Below are 16411 nucleotides of genomic sequence, written 5' to 3' on the forward strand. Positions count from 1 at the left end.
TCGCGTGCATGCCTGTACGACTACAGGAGAAGCGCCACATGCAAACATCCGATCTCGACGGCCAGGCACTCAACTACTGGGTAGCGCGCGGGCTGCACGACTTCATTCGCGAAATCCACTTCACCGACAGCGGACAGACGCTCTCCATTCGCGGCAACGATCGCGGCCGGCCTTGGGACGGTCGCTTTCTGCCATCTACTTCGTGGGAAGCCGCTTCGGTCGTTCTCGAGCGCGCGTGCCGGCTCGAAATGAGCGATCACGGACGCGGCGAGGTGGTCTGCAGCGTGAGCTTCGGCAAGGACGCGGACACAATGGAAGGGCGCGGACCGTCGCTGCGCGTGGCGCTTCTGCGCGCGTTCGTGCGTCACTCTTTCGGCGACACCGTGGACGACGAATTCCCGCATCGCTCGCAAATGCTGATGGGCGAACGAGCCGAGGCGATTGGCGAACCAAGCGCGGTGGCATCGGTTGAAGATTTGCCGATACCGGACGAGCGTATTGGTGATATTGGCTCGTTGCCGCGGCAGTAGAGTAACTAGCGACGAGGCAAACAAAAAGGGCCTTCCGTGTGGAAGGCCCTTCGAAAGGTGGTGCGGCTGGCAGGATTCGAACCCACGACCCCTTGGTTCGTAGCCAAGTACTCTATCCAACTGAGCTACAGCCGCACGCAAAACGGTACTGCTTCAAACGGTACTGCTTGTGTATTACATGCACTTTTGGTTAAGCGCTTGATGCTGTTTTCCGTCCGAAGGCGGGAAACCTGAATTAAGTGGTGCGGCTGGCAGGATTCGAACCCACGACCCCTTGGTTCGTAGCCAAGTACTCTATCCAACTGAGCTACAGCCGCACGCAGAAGCGGAATTATAGCCAAGCCTGTTTGAAAAAGGAAGGGGCGTTGACCAAATTATCGCTTTAGATGCGTCCTCCACGCTCAACGCGCGTGGTAAGTTGTTGGTTTGGGGGCAGAGAAGCCCCGGAAATTCGAACTTGGTCTGTGCGATGAACAAGGCATTTGTCAAAGAGTCGGACGAAAGTGACGACGATCTCGAACTCGGTCAGCCGGACATTCCGGCGGGGACCAAGAACTACATCACGCCAGCGGGCCACAAGCGCCTGCGCGACGAGCTGTTGCAATTGCTCGATACCGAGCGCCCCGAAGTGGTCAGGCTCGTGTCGTGGGCGGCGTCAAATGGCGACCGCTCGGAGAATGGCGATTACATCTACGGCAAGCGTCGGCTGCGAGAAATCGACCGGCGTATCCGCTTTCTCGGCAAGCGTCTCGATCTCGCGGAAGTGGTGGACAGCAGCAGGCAGGAGAACGTCGACCAGGTGTTCTTCGGTGCGACCGTCGACTATTCCGGCGACGACGGCGAGGTGCATACGGTGACGATCGTCGGCGTGGACGAGGTCGACCTGGACGTCGGTCACGTGAGTTGGATCTCGCCGGTGGCGCGCGCGCTGCTCAAGGCGAAGATCGGCGATACGGTGCCGTTGCATACGCCCGCAGGCGTGCAGCAGATCGACATCCTCGACGTGCGCTATCCGCGCTAAAAGTCCTGAAGGCGCTCTGGTGCCCGGAACGTTGGACGAAAAAAAGGCCGCTCCGAAGAGCGGCCTTTTTCATACTGATGAAACCAGTCCAGCTTAGAAGCGGTGACGCAGACCAACCGTTGCCGAGACTTGGTTCGGCGTCGACGAAACGCCTACGCCGTTGATCGTCGCGCCCAGACCCGTGCCATCCAGATCCGAAACGTGTTGGTATTCGCCTTGCAGATAAACGTCCGTACGCTTGGACAGCGCGTACGCCGTTTGCAGGTCGACTTGGTGGAACTTCGGCTTCACGCCATCGATGCGGCTGTCGGTGTACGTGTAGTTCGCTGCGAGCGACAAAGCCGGCGTCAGGTTGTAACGGCCGTTGACTTCGTAGTTCGTGAAGCGAACGTGGCCGTCCGTCAGACCAACCAGGCCAGCGCCTTGCGAACCCGTGTTGCTGATGGCCGTTGCGTTGTCCAGCATCGTCTGCGTGAACACGAAGCCAACCGTTGCCGGGCCGAAAGCGTAGTTCACGCCGCCGCCGAAGATGCGTTGACGGCCAGCCACGAACGGGTTGTCGCCGCTGATCGCGCCACCGGTGTTCAGCGAACCGGCGTTGTTCAGTTGCATGTACGCGCCAGCGATGTTCAACGGGCCGTAGTTGTACGATGCGCCTACGCTGTATTGACGGTTGTCCGAGAAACCGCCTGCTTCGTTCGAGAAGCCATACTGCGCGCCAAGCTTGAAGCCGGCGTAGTTCGCGCTCGTATACTTAACCGAGTTGTTCACGCGGAACGTGTTGTCGAGGTTGTCGTTGTCGAACGGGTGGGCGAACTGCGTGCCGCCGTATTGCGTGCCCGTCAGAGCCAGAGGCCCGAGGAAGTCGACCACGGAGTCATATTGACGACCGAGCGTGACCGTGCCGAACTGTTCGCTCGACAGACCAACGTACGCTTGACGGCCGAATTCGCGGCCACCCTGGCCCAGCGTGCCGTTAGCGATGTTGAAGCCGTTTTCCAACGTGAAGATTGCCTTCAAGCCGCCGCCGAGGTCCTCAGCGCCGCGCAAGCCCCAACGGCTGCCGTTCACCGAACCGCTGGTTTCCTTGAAGTTGCTGTGGCCGTTCTGATTGTTCGTGTAGGTGATGCCTGCATCGATCAAGCCGTACAGCGTGACGCTGCTTTGGGCGTGAGCTGCAGTGGCGAAGACACCCGAGAGGGCTGCGACGATGAGAGTCTTTTTCATCTTTGTAACTCCGAGAGCAGATTGGGCCCTAGACCCAGGCTTTGAGGAAACCTCGTTCCGGCGCGCTGCGAGAGGCGCTGTCGGAGGAGTCATGCGTCACGAAGAGACACATGTGTTTCCGGACCAGACGAAGTGTAAAGACGGCGTTACAAGCGGGGCGTTCCAATTTCCGCAATAAATCATTCTTCTAACAGCAATGATCGATGAACCGCTTATTCTTCTTTTAATACAACGCTTTAAGCGCGAATAAAGTCGTAAGGCCGGAAGTGTCAACCAACTCGCGTTGCGCAAGCGCTACATATAAGTTGGCGCAAAGCAACAGGCGCTTTCTGAAAATACGGATTGTTGAGCCAAGTGAAACAGAAGATTGCTTTTTTCGAGGGTAATTATTGCTGCAGCCGTAGCTATACTGAGGGCTCTGCTTTCCGAAGCAGACTTTTTCGTTGACGGAAAAGATCTCCAAACTTTGTCAGCGCGATCTTCGGGTCGCGCTTTTTTTTGCTTGAAACTTCGCGAACTCACCAGGCCGCGATCAGGCCGTGGCCTTCTCCTCTTCCTGCTCGACGACGTCCGCTCCGAGCGGCACTGCCCAGTCCTCCATCACGTAGCGGCGGGCGTCCATGGGCGATGCAAGCAGATTTTGCCAATGATCGCCGTGCCAGGAAGGATCGATTTGGAGCAAGCCGGCCGATGACGTTTCCGGCCCAATCGTCGGAGCGAATGCCAGTTTTAGCCAAAGCGCGATACGCTTGAATTGGATTATCACAGCGTCCTCCTTTACAACTGGTTGCGAGTCAGTTTCCATAATCCTTAACTGCAGAGAATTGGGCAAGACGAGTAAACACTTACGATTTTAATAAATCGGTTACGGGCGCGGTAATTTTTCCACTTTATAAATGCGTCTGCCTGTTGCTTGGAATAACAATGACGGAAAGCAGTAATCAGGATTAGTCTGAATTACAGATTGGTTAATGTGCAACAGCGGTCGCCGTATTATCTTCCAGGCTCGATAACGATTATCGACCTCGGACTTGTGAGACCGGAGATTCGCAGGATGCGCCCATCGCGGTAGCTCGCGGCGCGCCCATTGCCGGTTGACGGCCAGCTGAAGCGGCCTCGGGCGGCGTATGGACGCTGACTGAGCGACCATCACCAAAATCCATAAGTAATCAGGGTTATCCGCCATTGTGTCAAAATTCGTGTTCAACATCGTCGCTGAAAAAAATTAATTGCAACGACTCAAGCGTCGTAAATCGTAAATCCGGGTAATCACGTAAACCGACAATATAATCCCTTAACCAGAATTACTTACCGATTACCGCGGCTGCTCGGCGACAAAGCCCCGGTCACCCCGCTGCGTTAGAATGGGCAATCTCGTCCCATCGCTTACTCCCGCGAATCCCGCAATCTCCCGCCGTCCGATAATGCATTTCGATCCACCCGCCGAGTTCAAGCTTCCCACCGATCCCATCGTCTTCGTCGATCTCGAAACGACGGGCGGCACGTTCGGCATCGATCGCATCACGGAGATCGGCATCGTCGAGGTCGGGCCAAGCGGCGTGTCGCAGTGGACCACGCTCGTCAACCCGCAGAAGCCGATTCCTGGCTTCATCCAGCAATTGACGGGCATCACCGATGCCATGGTGCGCGACGCGCCCACCTTCGAAGCGCTCGCGCAAGACCTGTTCGAACGCATGAACGGGCGGCTTTTCATCGCGCACAACGCCCACTTCGATCACAGTTTCCTGAAGGGCGAATTCCGGCGGCTCGACCTGCGCTTTACGCCGGATGTGCTGTGCACCGTGCAACTTTCGCGCGCCGTGTATCCCGCCGAAAGCCGCCACGGACTCGATGCGCTCGTCGAGCGTCACGCGCTCGTGCCGTCCGCGCGTCACCGTGCACTCGCCGATGCGGATCTGCTTTGGCAGTTCTGGCAGCATCTGCATCGCTCGCACGCGGCCGATTTACTGAGCGCGCACGTCGAACGCGTGACGCGGCGCTTTCAGATCGCGGCTCATATCGATGAAGACACGATCGAGCGCATACCGGTTGGCTGCGGCGTCTACGTCTTTCGCGGCGACGACGATGCCCCGCTATATGTCGGCCGAAGCGTGCGCTTGCGTCAACGTGTGCGTTCGCATCTGGTCGGGCCACGCCGTTCCGCGAAGGATTTGCGGTTGTCCGCGCTCGTGCGGCGCGTCGAGTGGCGCGCGACCGGTGGAGAAATCGGTGCGTTGCTTGCCGAAGCGCAACTGGTGGCGGCACTGCGGCCGGCGCATAACCGCGTGCCAAAGGCGCGTACCGGCGACATGCGTGGCGCGCCGTGGCCCTATGCGGGTCCAATCGCAATCGAAGAACGCGATCCGGCGATGGCCGAACGCGTCTGGCATGTCATCGACCGATGGCAATATCTCGGTTCGGCTCGGAGTATCGTCGACGCGCGCGCCTTGTCGGCGATTGCTTCGGCGCCCGTCTTCGAACTCGCTACCTATCGCATCCTCGGCGAGCGCCTCGCGCGCGGACTGGCGTTCGTCGCACTCGAATGCGCGCCAGCAGCTGTCGCGAATCGGGTCACCAGCTAGCCGACCGCGCCCACGCCGCCCGCCGCGCACACATGCGACAACGCGTGCGAGAGCGGATCGTTCATCGACGAGTCATAGCGCGTCAGATGCTTCCAGCGCGCCACGCTTTGTGCAAGACGCAGCGGACAATCGTCGGCTTGACGTAGCGGTTCGACGCGCGCGAGCGCGGTCATGAGCGACTGCGTCAGGCGATCGAGCTTCGGGCGCGTGTCATGCGCGAGATCGGGCGGCGTGCCTTCTGGCGCAGCCTTGGCCGCGCGCCAGTTGGCGAAGAGCGCGTTCTGCACGTCCTTGCTGGCATCGATCTGATCGCGAAAGAACTGGCGCGCGAACGCGGGATCGACCTGCGCGGCGCTGGCTTTATTTTCGACTTGCTTCAGGAGCGCGGCTTCGCGCGGTTCATCGGTGATCGGTTCGTGACGCGCCCACTTCCAGCGCGCGACGGGTTCGGCAAGCGCAAGCCGTTGCGAGACGAGAGCAATGAGATTGGTGAAGGCGGTGTCGTCGCCATCGGCGCTAACGGGTGCCGACAACGTGAAGAGCAAGGCGGCGACGCCAGTCACCGCGAGCACGCGAGATGAAGCGAGGAGAGAAGTCAGAGATCGGCTGCGCATGGGCTCGATGCAAAAGTGCCAGCATAACGCACCGCTGTGAGAGTTCATCCCGGATAGGCGAGTCTTGCCGCACGACTCCCGGCTGCCGTCAAAAGGATAAGGCGCGACTTCGCCTGGCTTCTGCCATGAAGAGACCGTGAGGTCCGTGCGCGCCGTGCGCACTGGGCGTCGTTTTCACGACGACGGCGTGACGATCCAGCGCGCCCGCCTATTTCGAGCCGGTCGAGTTGCGCTGTTCGTCGAAGAACGCGCGAACATGCTCGGGCAACTCGGTGGCGAGAAATTCGACGGCAACCGGGTCCGGGTCCGGACTGTTCACTTTGTCGGGGGTCGGGATTTTCGTCGGTCTGGCGTCCATGATGCTCTCCTCTGTGTCGACAACGATTACTTACTGGCCATTCCGCGACGCAAGCCCGTTTCATGGCTTTTGCAGCGCCGCATGCGGCCTTGCGAATTCATTACTGCGTTCTGTGTGAATGCGTTATCGGTACGCCGGCAGTCCGACTTGAGCGATTTATCCAGTACGAACGGTTTTAAATAAGCATGCGGTCACGAATTACCGAATTTAAAAATCGTCCAACGCAAAAATTACTTAAAAAGCCAGATAATCGGTAGCTCCGGAAGCCGCGCCCAGCTTGGCTCGGCGACCGTGAAGCCATCGCGCACTAATAGTTTAGCGATTCCTCTATGGATATAACGATACCGGGAAACCAGCGTTGACGCTCGATTGTGCGCAGCGGAAAATAGCTCGTTGTTGTACGAAAGCGCACATAAAGAATCAATCATCGAAGTGTGACGCCCGAATGTGAAATCGGTGTGGTGATTTCGCTGTTAGTACGCAAGCGTTTCGGATCGAAACCATACTGTTGTAATCGCACACTGAAAGCGTCTTCATGGCGTCACGCAAATCAGCTTGCGCTGCCGAATAGCTGCGCCACGACGGATCGCAGCCAGCGGTTTCCTGCTTCGTGGTGGTATCGCGCATGCCAGTGCTGACGCACGGCAAATCGATCTACGGGAAAAGGGCAGGGGTGAACGGCGACGTCGTTGACTCGCGCCAGCGTCTCGCCGATATTGCGCGGCAGCGTGGCGATGAGGTCGGTGGTCTTGATGATCGATCCGAGGCCGAGAAAGCCCGGCAGTTCGAGCACGACATCGCGCTCGATATGCTCGCGCAGCAGCGCCTGCTCAAGCAACTGCGCGCCCGTGCCGGCTGCGATCGCCACATGTCCCTCGGCGCAATATTGCTTTCGGCTGAGCTTCGCGCGCAGCCTCGGGTGGCTGCGGTTGGTCAGGCAAACCCAATCCTGCATATATAACTGCTGCTGGTAGATTCCTCCGCCAAGCCAGGGCACATGTCCGATCGCCAAATCCGCCTCGCCGGATTCCAGGGCGCGTTCCGTGTTGCCGTCGATTCGCGCCGCATCGAGACGCACGCCGGGCGCCTGCGCGCGCACATGCGCCAGCATCCGCGGGAGCAGCGTGATGTGACTGGCGTCAGTCATGCAGATTCGAAACCGCCGCTTGGCGGTCGATGGATCGAACGCAATTTCCCATGCAGCGAAGCGTCGCAGCGATTCGAGAATCTCCCGGCATGGACCGATCAGCGCGTCGGCCTGCGGCGTCGGCGCCATGCCGCTCGGCGTACGAATGAAAAGCGGGTCCTGCAGATGCGTTCGCAAGCGTCCGAGCCAGATGCTGATGGTCGGCTGGCTTTGTCCGAGCTGCTCTGCGACGCGCGTCACGCTGCGCACGTCGTAGAGCAAATCGAAGAGTTGCAGCAGCTTGAGGTCGGGAAGTTCGATCGGTTCCATCGGCCTATTGTCACGGAACAAGCCGCGCGAGTGATATTGCCAAACGCAATGTGGTCATTGAATTCATTGCATTGCCGATATGACCCGTGAGCCGTATCTTGGTCGCAGATCAGGGGGACGGCTGTGAAAATCGCGATTCTGGGTGCCGGTGCGCTCGGCTGCGCCATCGGTGCGGCGCTGACCGAAGGCGGCAACGAAGTGTGGTTGCTGAACCGCTCCGCCGCGCACGTGGACGCCATGCGCCGCGACGGCCTGCTCGTCGACGACGCCACCGGCTCGCGTCGCGTCACCGTGCGCGCCACGACGCAAGCCGCCGAGGCCGGCGCGGCCGATCTCATCATCGTGCTGGTCAAATCTTTTCATACCGATGCCGCCATGCGCGGCGCGCTCGAACTGATCGGTCCCGAAACGGTGGTGCTGTCGCTGCAGAACGGTCTCGGGCATGAAGACGTGCTGGCGGGAATCGTCGGACGCGAACGCGTGCTGGCCGGCAAGACATACGTCGGCGGGGTCATGCGTGGCGCGGGGCATATCGAGTCGGGCGTGGCCGGCAAGGCGACCATCGTGGGCGAACTCGACGGCCGCGTTACCGCGCGCGTTGCGGCCATCGCCGACACCTTCAACGCGTCCGGGCTCGCCACGACGGTCAGCGACAACATCCTCGGGACGATGTGGGACAAGCTCCTCGTCAACGTCGCCACCGGCGCGCTCACGGGCATCACGGGCCTGACTTACGGCCAGTTCTATGAAGACGCGCATCTCAAGGCCACGTCTCTCGCGGCGGTTGCCGAAGCGATGGCCGTGGCGAAAGCGGCGGGCGTCGCGCTTTCCGTCACCGATCCCGAACGGCCGTGGATTCTCGCGGGCGAAGGGCTCTCGCCCGCCTTCAAGACGTCGATGCTGCAAAGCCTGGAAAAAGGCTCCGCTACCGAGATCGATTTCATCAACGGCGCGGTCGTGCGCTGGGGCGAGCGGCACGGCGTGCCGACTCCCGTCAACGCGACGCTCGTCGCCTGCATCAAGGGCGTCGAGCGGGCCATGACCGACCGAAAAGAATAAGGAGACAACCGCATGAACGGCAGCAAGGCATATCTGGAACACGTCGCCATCTGGGTGAAGGACATCCACTGGCACATCCGTTTTTTCGAGGACGTGCTCGGCATGACCATGCGCGAAGTCGACGGCACGATCGACGAACCGCGCCAGTACTGGACGCTCGGCGGACTGCAGTTCATCCACAAGCCGGACCATGACGCGCCCGAAGGCCGGCTCGGCCATCTGGGCGTGATGTGCGAGGACCTGGAAGCGGCGCTTCGAGCCGCGCAGCGCCACGAAGTCACTGAAATGCCGCAGGGACGCAACTGGATTCGCCTGCCGGACGGCCTTGCCGTCGAGCTGATTCAGGCCAAGCCCGCGTCGTGCGTAGCACGGGCGCTTTCCATCGATCCGCGTTCGGAGGCATGAGATGACGATTGTCGATAAATACTGGGACGACGCCCGCGAAGGCGACGAGTGCACGAGCCCGACCTACACGGTCACGAAAGCGCGCATCCTCGCTTACGCCGACCTCACGGGCGACCACACGCCGGTCCACGTCGATGAGGACTACGCCAACGCGAGCCACTTCGGTTCGATCGTCGCGCATGGACTCTTCGGCTTGTCCATCGCGGACGGCCTCAAGACGCAGAGCGACTACCGCTTCCTGCCGGGCATGTCGCTTGGCTGGACGTGGGACTTCAACCTGCCGATCAAGGTCGACGACGTGCTGCACGTGAGGTTTCGCATCGGCTCGATGCGTGCCAGCAAGAGCCGTCCGGACTGGGGCATCGTCATCTTGCCGTCGGAGTTGATCAATCAGCACGGGCAGGTCGTCCAGCATGGCGAGCATCGTCTGATGGTGCCGCGCCGACCGGGAGCAAAGTAATGCAGGCACGTCCTCTGGAAGGCATGCGCGTCGTCGATTACAGCCACTTTCTTGCCGGTCCCTATGTCGGACGCTGTCTCGCGGCGCTCGGCGCGGAAGTCATCAAGGTCGAACGTCCGGTCAGCGGCGATGCGGGCCGTCAGCATGCAACCGTGCTCGACGACGAACAAAGCGCCTACTTCCTGCAACTCAACATGGGCAAGCGCGGCGTCAGCGTCAACATGCGCGATGCGCGCGGCAAGGAATTCATGCAGCGCCTGTGCGACTCGGCGGATGTGTTCGTCGAGAACTACCGGCCGGGCGCGCTCAAGAAGCTCGGCCTCGGTTACGAAGAGCTGTCCGCGCGCAATTCGGGTCTCGTCTATTGCTCGATCTCGGCTTACGGTCACACGGGACCGGACGCGCATCGCGCGGGCTTCGGGCTGATCGCGGAAGCGAAGAGCGGCATCATGCAGATGATCGGCAATCCCGGCGAGCCGCCGCCCCTGATGCGTATTTCGCTCGGCGACATGTACACCGGCATTCACGCGGTCGCGGCGATCAATGCGGCGCTGCTCGGCCGCGTGAAGAGCGGGCGCGGGCAGCATATCGACATGGCGCTCTACGACACGCTCGTGTCGATGCACGAATACGCGGTCCAGTGCTACACGATGCAAGGCGTCGTGCCCGAGCAAACCGGCCATGACATGCCGACATCGACGCTCTATGGCGTGTTTCGCGCCGCCGACGGCGACCTCGTGATCGCGGCGCAAGTGGACGATGCATGGAAGCGCTTCGCCGCGCTGCTCGAAGCGCACGGCGCACCGGCGGGCTTCGGCGCCGACGCGCGCTTTCACACGCTCAACGGGCGCAATGCGAATCGGCTCGACATTCTCGCGGTGGTGAAGCCCTGGGTCGCATCGCGGCCCGTTGCCGACGTGCTTGCGTTGCTCGACAGCATCGACGTGCCGTGCGCGAAGGTGCAGCGGATCGACGAAGTGCTTGCGGACCCGCAGATCATTGCGCGTGGCATGGTGATCGAGCAGGAGCATCCGCGCTTCGGCAAGCTGCGTCTGCCGAACCTGCCGTTCCGGTTCTCCGATTGCGATACGACCATTCGCGAAGTCGGGCCGGACCTCGGTCAGCACAACGCGGAAGTCGCGCAGTCGCTGGGGTTCGACGCGGCGGAGATCGACGCCATGCAGACCGACGGCGTGCTGTATTCGAAAGCGAGGCCGCGATGAGCGATCGGTACGCGGTGATCGGCAACCCGATCGGCCACACGAAATCTCCTTTGATCCACGGCCTGTTCGCGGAAGAAACGCGGCAGGACATGCGCTACACGGCAATCGAAGGACCGCTCGAACCGCACGACGCCTTTGCCGATACGGTGCGCGCGTTCATCGCGGACGGTGGCAAGGGCATGAACGTGACCGCGCCGTTCAAGCTCAAGGCGTTCGCCATGGCCGATGAACGCAGCGAGCGCGCAACCCTTGCGGGCGCTGCCAACGCGATGAGCTTCGAAGACGGCAAGGTCGTCGCCGAGAACTTCGATGGCGTCGGCCTGGTGCGCGACATCGAGATCAATCTCGGTTTGCCGATGGCCGGCAAACGCGTGCTTCTGCTCGGCGCGGGCGGCGCGGTGCGCGGGGCGCTGCTGCCGTTTCTCGATGCGCGGCCCGCCAAACTCGTCATTGCGAACCGAACCGTGCCGAAAGCCGAAGCGCTGGTGCGCGAAGTCGGCGCGCAAGCGTCGTTGACGGCCTGCGGATACGACGCGCTCGAAGCCATGGGCGGCTTCGATCTCGTGGTCAACGCGACCTCCGCGAGTCTCACGGGTGACTTGCCGCCCGTGCCGCCAAGCGTGTTCGATCCCGACGGCGCTGCCTACGAACTCGTCTACGGCAAACGGTTGACCCCGTTCCTTCGGCTCGCGCGCAATGCCGGCGTAAGGGAAGTAGCCGATGGCGTCGGCATGCTGGTGGAACAGGCAGCGGAAGCCTTCGAATGGTGGCGCGGCGTGCGTCCGCGGACGTGCGCGGTAATCGATCGGCTCACCGTTCCGCTCGACTGACGAGGCATCCATGACACCCGAAACGGTTCGATTTTGCCGCTACGAAGTCGAAGGCCCGCTCCTCACCTTGACGATCGATCGTCCCGAGGTGCTCAACGCGCTGCATCCGCAGGCGCATCGGGAACTGGCCGAAGCGTTCGATCGATACGCCGCCGATGCTTCATTACGCGTCGCCATCGTGACCGGTGCGGGCGAGCGCGCATTCTGCGTCGGCACCGACCTCAAGGCGCTGGCGGCGAGCGGCGACCATACGAAGCCCGCGACGGGTTTCGCGGGCATCACGCATCGCTTCGATCTTTACAAGCCATTGATCGCGGCGGTGAACGGCCTGTGTCTCGGCGGCGGCATGGAGATTCTCGCGGCATGCGACCTGGGTGTCGCCGCCGATCACGCGCAATTCGGTTTGCCCGAGCCGCGCGTCGGACTGGCCGCGCTGGGCGGCGGTCTCTTGCAGCGCTTGCCAAGGCAGATCGGCATGAAGGACGCAATGGGCCTCGTGTTGACCGGCAATCGCATCTCGGCGGATGAGGCGCGCCGCATCGGTCTGCTCAATGAAGTCGTGCCGGCGGCTGAACTGATGAAGCGCGCGCGCGCCCTGGCAGAAGACATTCTCGCGTGCGCGCCGCTGGCCGTTCAGGCATCCAAGCAAGTGATGCTGCAAAGCCTTGCGCAAGCGAATCTCGCCGCGACCCTGCACGAAGACTATCCGCTCGCGCGGCGCATGCTCGATAGCGACGACGCCCGCGAAGGACCGAAGGCGTTTGCCGAGAAGCGCAAGCCGAACTGGACCGGACAGTGAAGCGCCGCGTTCTAAGCGGTGCTTGCGTAGGAAAACCGGAAGAGCGCGCGGTCGCAATCCGCCGCCGATACTCCGAGCGCGTCTTGCATGGCCGCCGCGCCGCATTCCAGCGCATTGCGCGTCAATGCGCCCGCGAAAAGCAGATGACCGAAGCCGCCCGTATCCTCCGTTCCACGCATGCGCTTTTCCTCGGTCTGCCGGCCGCTGAGCGCGTCGTGGACGCGGCCGAGCCGCACGCGCGTGAGCGCATGTGCGTCGCGAAGCTCGCGAATGGTGTCGCCGATATCGACGTCTTGCTCGAGATCGAAGCGCATGCACCATTGAAAAGGCGCCAGGCCGCCGCCCACATCCACGAGCGTCTCGCACAACGCGCGCTGAACATTCCGGTAATGCGGCATCAGCTTGCGGGTCCACTCGGTCGGTGCGTCGAGTCTCGCGAGATAGGCCGGCGATTCGAGATCGCGCGCGGAATCGACGTCGATCACGCACAGATAGCGCGGCCCGTCGCCACTGATACGTTCCCATCGCTCCGCATGCCGGAAGCCGGGCAGGGCGAGCCGTTCTGGCAGATGCTCGAACGAATGCCAGCGCAGATATTCATCGACCGTGTCCGCGTCCACGTCGTGGCGGATAACGACCATGGCCTGCGTGCGCGTCGTCATGAGCGTTCCCCGTGGAAGAAGTCGTCGAAACACGAGCATGCGCGCGTCATTGCCGTAATGCAATTACCGATTGAAATACCTTTCCAAAATCGATACGCTTTCTAAGAACATAGACGGCCGCGATCAGACGGCTGCATCGAGCGAACTGGCATCGGAGAGAGACACATGGCTTTCATCAGATACGCCGCAATCGGCTGCAGCGGCATGGGACGACGACATCTGCACGGTCTCGCGCAACTGAAGCGCAGCGGACTGGCGAACATCGAGCTTGCGGCCGTCTGCGATCTCAACGCCGAGAGCGCGCGCAGCATGGCCGACGAAGCCGCCGCGCTCTTCGGCGTGCGGCCCGCCGTGTACGCGGACATTGGCCAAATGGCGCGCGAGAATCCGGAGATCGTCGCCGCCGATATCGCCACGGACGCCGGCTCGCACATGAGCGTCGCGTTGCAGTGCTTCGCGGCCGGCCTTCACGTGCTGTGCGAAAAGCCGCTCGGCATCACGGTGTCAGAGTGCCGCAGGATCGTGAATGCGGCGAGGGATGCCGGGCGCGTGCTCTCGGTCGCGGAAAATTTCCGGCGCGATCCGATCAACCGGCTCGTGAAGGCGCTGCTCGACGATGGCGCCATCGGCACGCCGCGCCTGATGCTAGAAACGAGTATCGGCGGGCGCGATGTGATGGTGCAGACGCCGTGGCGGCATCAAAAGCCATCGGGCATGGTGGTACTCGATTCGGGCGTGCACAACGCGGACATCATCCGCTTCTACATGGGCGGCGTGGCGAGCGTCTACGGCGAAAGCCGGCTGCACGAGAAGACGCGCCGCGTGGCCGCGCGCGCAGGCGGTTCGGCATCCGAGACGGACAAGTGGTGGCGCGCGCCGGACGGCATGCCAACGGAATTCGAAGCGAGCGGCGACGACGCCACGTATTCGCAACTGCGCTTTACTTCGGGCGCCATCGGCCAGTGGGTGAACGATCGCGCGGGACATGGCGAGCATCGCGAGAGCCGCGTCATTCACGGCTCGAAAGGCTCCATCGTGGCGCCGGGCGACCGCAATGGCCGTCCTGTCACGCTTCATCTCGACGATGGCTCCGTCATCGCCGATGCGCGCATTCTCGAGCACGCGCCGAGCTATCGCCTGGGGCCAGTTGCTGCCGCGCTTTTCGGCGATGCGCGTCCGTGGACCTATTCGTTTGCCTTCGACGAAGTGGACCAGCGCATTCTCGCGCTTCAGCTTCACGAACTCGCCGATTGTGTGATGCACGGCAAAGCGCCCGAAGTGACCGGCGAGGAAGCGCTTGCCGATGTCGCGCTCGCGTATGCGCCGATCGAATCGGGCAGGCTCGGCCGCAGCGTGAGCCTCGCCGAAGTGATCGATGGCGAGGCCGCACCCTATCAGGCGGAAATCGACGAGATGCGCCGCCGGTCCTGACACGTCGACTTCGGGAGCGAAGTTTGAATCCACATCACGTACAGCCGCTTGCCGCCGACCGCGCGCCCGCAACGCGCGCGGGCATCTCCACGCGCCGTCTGAACCAGATCGGCATGTTCGCGCTGCTCATCGCGGCGCTCGCCGTGCTGATCGTCCTGCCGCTCGGCGCGTTGATCCTGCGCGGCTTCGTGCGTATCGACAATGGTCATGCCAGCGCATCGCTTGCCGCTTTCGGCAAGGTATTCGGCGATATGAGCTACTGGATCGCGATGGGCAACACGCTCGTCATCGCGCTCGGTTCCATGCTGCTCGCGACCGCGCTCGGCGTCATGCTCGCGTGGTGTCTCGTGCGCACCAACGTGCCGTGGCGCGGCTTTCTCGAACGCGCCGCCGCCATGCCGATCTTCATTCCGCCGTTCATCGGCGCGTTTGCGTGGATTCTGTTCGGCGCGCCGCGCATCGGCATCTTCAACGTGGCGGCGAAGTGGATGAGCATCGGCCAGCCGTTCAACGTGTACTCGTATCTCGGCATCGTCTGGGTGATGGGCATCTACATCGCGCCTTACGTGATGATGATCGTCGCCGGCGCGCTGCGGAACATGGACCCGAGTCTCGAGGAAGCCGGGCAAGTGGCCGGCCTCAGCCGCTTTCGCACGATGCGCGTCATCACGCTGCCGGTGGTCGGTCCGTCCATTCTGTCGGGCGCGGTGCTCGCGTTCGTCATCAGTCTCGGGCTCTTCGGCACGCCTGTGCTGCTTGGCATGGCGAAGGAGATTTATCTCGTCACCACGCGCATCTACCTCGAATTGCAGCAGTTTCCGCCCGATGCGGGCATCGTTGCCGTGCTGGCGATCTATCTCATGGTGCTTTCGGTCGCGGCCAATCTCGTGCAGCAATGGATGCTGCGCGGCCGTTCCTTCGTCACCGTCACCGGCAAGGGATTCAGGCCGCGCCTGATGAAGCTCGGCGCGAGCCGTCATGCGATCGCCGCCGCGATCTGGTGCTATCTCGCGCTCACGGTCTTCGCGCCGATTGCGATCATCGCGGCGGCGGCGTTTTCGACCTACGCGTGGTCGGGACACTTCACCTGGAACAACCTGCGCTTTCTCTGGACCACGGTGGACGTGCGCACGACCTTCGTCAACAGCCTTCTCATCACGATCATCGCGGCGAGCGCGACGACGGTTCTGGGCGTCGCGGTGTCGTGGTTCACGACGCGCTCGAAGATGCGCGGCCGTCAATGGATCGAAGCCATCGTCCTTTTGCCGATGTCGGTGCCGAGTCTCGCCTTCGCGCTCGGCGTGTTCTTCTTCTGGGTCGCCATGCCGAAGTGGGTCGGCGTGTACGGCACGGTGTGGATCATCATCATCGCGCTGGTGGGGCGCTACATCAGCTACTCGGTGCGCGCCATTTCCAGCAGTCTCGTGCAGATTCATCCCGAACTCGAAGAGAGCGCGCGCATCTCGGGTTACGGCTGGACGCGCGCGCTGTCACGCATCACGTTGCCGCTCATCATGCCGAGCGTGATTTCGAGCTGGGTGATGATCTACAGCATCTTCGTGTCCGAGCTTTCCATCGTGCTGCCGCTTTATACCGCCGAGACGCGCACGCTTTCCATCCTCAGCTTCGATACCTGGTCGATCGGCCAATTCTCGCAAGTGGCCGCGCTTTCGCTGCTGCAACTGATGATGGGCGTGGGTGTCATGGCGGCGGTCGCCGTCATCACGCGCCGCCGCGAGAGTTCGATTGTCTGA

17 protein-coding genes and 2 tRNA genes are annotated in these 16411 nt (G+C 62.0%); 11 read left to right on the plus strand and 8 right to left on the minus strand.

What is annotated here, in order from left to right; all coding sequences use genetic code 11:
• Window positions 1-38 precede the first annotated feature (38 nt).
• The gene (locus NCR98_RS03725; RefSeq protein WP_250525539.1) at window positions 39-530 is read left to right on the plus strand and encodes a phage protein NinX family protein; all 492 of its coding nucleotides are present in this window, start codon (window positions 39-41) and stop codon (window positions 528-530) included.
• A 58-nt stretch (window positions 531-588) separates the two neighbouring features.
• On the opposite strand, the gene NCR98_RS03730 is transcribed toward NCR98_RS03725, so the two are convergent.
• Together NCR98_RS03730 and NCR98_RS03735 are read right to left on the minus strand one after the other, a co-directional pair.
• Window positions 589-665, minus strand: a tRNA-Arg gene (locus NCR98_RS03730).
• Window positions 666-770: 105 nt separating this feature from the next.
• Window positions 771-847, minus strand: a tRNA-Arg gene (locus tag NCR98_RS03735).
• A 152-nt stretch (window positions 848-999) separates the two neighbouring features.
• Between NCR98_RS03735 and greB the strand changes: the two genes are divergently transcribed.
• Window positions 1000-1551 carry a transcription elongation factor GreB gene (gene greB / locus NCR98_RS03740; RefSeq protein WP_244827356.1) on the plus strand — a complete coding sequence of 184 codons (552 nt, stop codon included), beginning with the start codon at window positions 1000-1002 and terminating at the stop codon, window positions 1549-1551.
• A 93-nt stretch (window positions 1552-1644) separates the two neighbouring features.
• Here the strand turns inward: greB and NCR98_RS03745 are convergent, their stop codons facing one another.
• Window positions 1645-2778 carry a porin gene (locus NCR98_RS03745; protein ID WP_244827357.1) on the minus strand — a complete coding sequence of 378 codons (1134 nt, stop codon included), beginning with the start codon at window positions 2776-2778 and terminating at the stop codon, window positions 1645-1647.
• Between the two features lie 532 nt (window positions 2779-3310).
• The gene (locus NCR98_RS03750; RefSeq protein WP_502799718.1) at window positions 3311-3544 is read right to left on the minus strand and encodes a hypothetical protein; all 234 of its coding nucleotides are present in this window, start codon (window positions 3542-3544) and stop codon (window positions 3311-3313) included.
• A gap of 658 nt (window positions 3545-4202) precedes the next feature.
• Between NCR98_RS03750 and NCR98_RS03755 the strand changes: the two genes are divergently transcribed.
• Entirely contained in the window at window positions 4203-5360 is a 1158-nt protein-coding gene (locus tag NCR98_RS03755) for an exonuclease domain-containing protein (RefSeq protein ID WP_250525541.1), read from the plus strand.
• On the opposite strand, the gene NCR98_RS03760 is transcribed toward NCR98_RS03755, so the two are convergent.
• The 3 genes from NCR98_RS03760 to NCR98_RS03770 form a co-directional block, all read right to left on the minus strand.
• Entirely contained in the window at window positions 5357-5974 is a 618-nt protein-coding gene (locus NCR98_RS03760) for a chorismate mutase (protein ID WP_250525542.1), read from the minus strand. The two genes, NCR98_RS03755 and NCR98_RS03760, sit on opposite strands and share 4 nt — an antisense overlap.
• A gap of 208 nt (window positions 5975-6182) precedes the next feature.
• The gene (locus NCR98_RS03765; protein ID WP_244827361.1) at window positions 6183-6332 is read right to left on the minus strand and encodes a hypothetical protein; all 150 of its coding nucleotides are present in this window, start codon (window positions 6330-6332) and stop codon (window positions 6183-6185) included.
• Window positions 6333-6882: 550 nt separating this feature from the next.
• Complete coding sequence (locus tag NCR98_RS03770) at window positions 6883-7788, minus strand: LysR family transcriptional regulator (protein ID WP_250463810.1); 906 nt, start codon at window positions 7786-7788, stop codon at window positions 6883-6885.
• A gap of 123 nt (window positions 7789-7911) precedes the next feature.
• Between NCR98_RS03770 and NCR98_RS03775 the strand changes: the two genes are divergently transcribed.
• The 6 genes from NCR98_RS03775 to NCR98_RS03800 are packed head-to-tail and all read left to right on the plus strand — an operon-like array spanning window position 7912 to window position 12564.
• Complete coding sequence (locus tag NCR98_RS03775) at window positions 7912-8847, plus strand: ketopantoate reductase family protein (RefSeq protein WP_250525543.1); 936 nt, start codon at window positions 7912-7914, stop codon at window positions 8845-8847.
• Window positions 8848-8859: 12 nt separating this feature from the next.
• Window positions 8860-9252 carry a VOC family protein gene (locus NCR98_RS03780; RefSeq protein ID WP_250491994.1) on the plus strand — a complete coding sequence of 131 codons (393 nt, stop codon included), beginning with the start codon at window positions 8860-8862 and terminating at the stop codon, window positions 9250-9252.
• A gap of 1 nt (window position 9253) precedes the next feature.
• Entirely contained in the window at window positions 9254-9712 is a 459-nt protein-coding gene (locus NCR98_RS03785; RefSeq protein WP_250525544.1) for a MaoC family dehydratase, read from the plus strand.
• Window positions 9712-10935 (plus strand): CaiB/BaiF CoA transferase family protein, encoded by a 1224-nt coding sequence (locus NCR98_RS03790; RefSeq protein WP_250525545.1) that lies wholly within the window; start codon window positions 9712-9714, stop codon window positions 10933-10935. Before NCR98_RS03785 ends, NCR98_RS03790 begins: the two co-directional genes overlap by 1 nt.
• Complete coding sequence (aroE, locus tag NCR98_RS03795; RefSeq protein WP_250525546.1) at window positions 10932-11765, plus strand: shikimate dehydrogenase; 834 nt, start codon at window positions 10932-10934, stop codon at window positions 11763-11765. Before NCR98_RS03790 ends, aroE begins: the two co-directional genes overlap by 4 nt.
• 10 nt (window positions 11766-11775) lie before the next feature.
• Window positions 11776-12564: an enoyl-CoA hydratase-related protein gene (locus tag NCR98_RS03800; RefSeq protein WP_244827368.1), complete on the plus strand. Its 789-nt coding sequence runs from the start codon at window positions 11776-11778 to the stop codon at window positions 12562-12564.
• An 11-nt stretch (window positions 12565-12575) separates the two neighbouring features.
• Here NCR98_RS03800 and NCR98_RS03805 read toward each other — a convergent pair whose 3' ends face one another.
• Entirely contained in the window at window positions 12576-13226 is a 651-nt protein-coding gene (locus tag NCR98_RS03805) for a DUF4286 family protein (protein ID WP_250508713.1), read from the minus strand.
• A gap of 165 nt (window positions 13227-13391) precedes the next feature.
• On the opposite strand from NCR98_RS03805, the gene NCR98_RS03810 reads away from it, so the two are divergent.
• Together NCR98_RS03810 and NCR98_RS03815 are read left to right on the plus strand one after the other, a co-directional pair.
• Complete coding sequence (locus NCR98_RS03810; protein ID WP_250525547.1) at window positions 13392-14657, plus strand: Gfo/Idh/MocA family protein; 1266 nt, start codon at window positions 13392-13394, stop codon at window positions 14655-14657.
• Window positions 14658-14680: 23 nt separating this feature from the next.
• On the plus strand, window positions 14681-16411 hold the full coding sequence (locus tag NCR98_RS03815) for an ABC transporter permease (RefSeq protein WP_250508715.1): 1731 nt from the start codon (window positions 14681-14683) through the stop codon (window positions 16409-16411).

This window comes from Caballeronia sp. GAWG2-1 (assembly GCF_023631405.1).
Classification (GTDB): Bacteria; Pseudomonadota; Gammaproteobacteria; order Burkholderiales; family Burkholderiaceae; genus Caballeronia.

What these genes read in the sequence shown, in the direction of transcription:
- NCR98_RS03725 (WP_250525539.1), top strand. Translation starts at nt 39, where the DNA reads ATGCAAACATCCGATCTCGACGGCCAGGCACTCAACTACTGGGTAGCG.
- greB (WP_244827356.1), top strand. Translation starts at nt 1,000, where the DNA reads ATGAACAAGGCATTTGTCAAAGAGTCGGACGAAAGTGACGACGATCTC.
- NCR98_RS03745 (WP_244827357.1), bottom strand. Translation starts at nt 2,778, where the DNA reads ATGAAAAAGACTCTCATCGTCGCAGCCCTCTCGGGTGTCTTCGCCACT.
- NCR98_RS03755 (WP_250525541.1), top strand. Translation starts at nt 4,203, where the DNA reads ATGCATTTCGATCCACCCGCCGAGTTCAAGCTTCCCACCGATCCCATC.
- NCR98_RS03760 (WP_250525542.1), bottom strand. Translation starts at nt 5,974, where the DNA reads ATGCGCAGCCGATCTCTGACTTCTCTCCTCGCTTCATCTCGCGTGCTC.
- NCR98_RS03765 (WP_244827361.1), bottom strand. Translation starts at nt 6,332, where the DNA reads ATGGACGCCAGACCGACGAAAATCCCGACCCCCGACAAAGTGAACAGT.
- NCR98_RS03770 (WP_250463810.1), bottom strand. Translation starts at nt 7,788, where the DNA reads ATGGAACCGATCGAACTTCCCGACCTCAAGCTGCTGCAACTCTTCGAT.
- NCR98_RS03780 (WP_250491994.1), top strand. Translation starts at nt 8,860, where the DNA reads ATGAACGGCAGCAAGGCATATCTGGAACACGTCGCCATCTGGGTGAAG.
- NCR98_RS03785 (WP_250525544.1), top strand. Translation starts at nt 9,254, where the DNA reads ATGACGATTGTCGATAAATACTGGGACGACGCCCGCGAAGGCGACGAG.
- NCR98_RS03790 (WP_250525545.1), top strand. Translation starts at nt 9,712, where the DNA reads ATGCAGGCACGTCCTCTGGAAGGCATGCGCGTCGTCGATTACAGCCAC.
- aroE (WP_250525546.1), top strand. Translation starts at nt 10,932, where the DNA reads ATGAGCGATCGGTACGCGGTGATCGGCAACCCGATCGGCCACACGAAA.
- NCR98_RS03800 (WP_244827368.1), top strand. Translation starts at nt 11,776, where the DNA reads ATGACACCCGAAACGGTTCGATTTTGCCGCTACGAAGTCGAAGGCCCG.
- NCR98_RS03805 (WP_250508713.1), bottom strand. Translation starts at nt 13,226, where the DNA reads ATGACGACGCGCACGCAGGCCATGGTCGTTATCCGCCACGACGTGGAC.
- NCR98_RS03810 (WP_250525547.1), top strand. Translation starts at nt 13,392, where the DNA reads ATGGCTTTCATCAGATACGCCGCAATCGGCTGCAGCGGCATGGGACGA.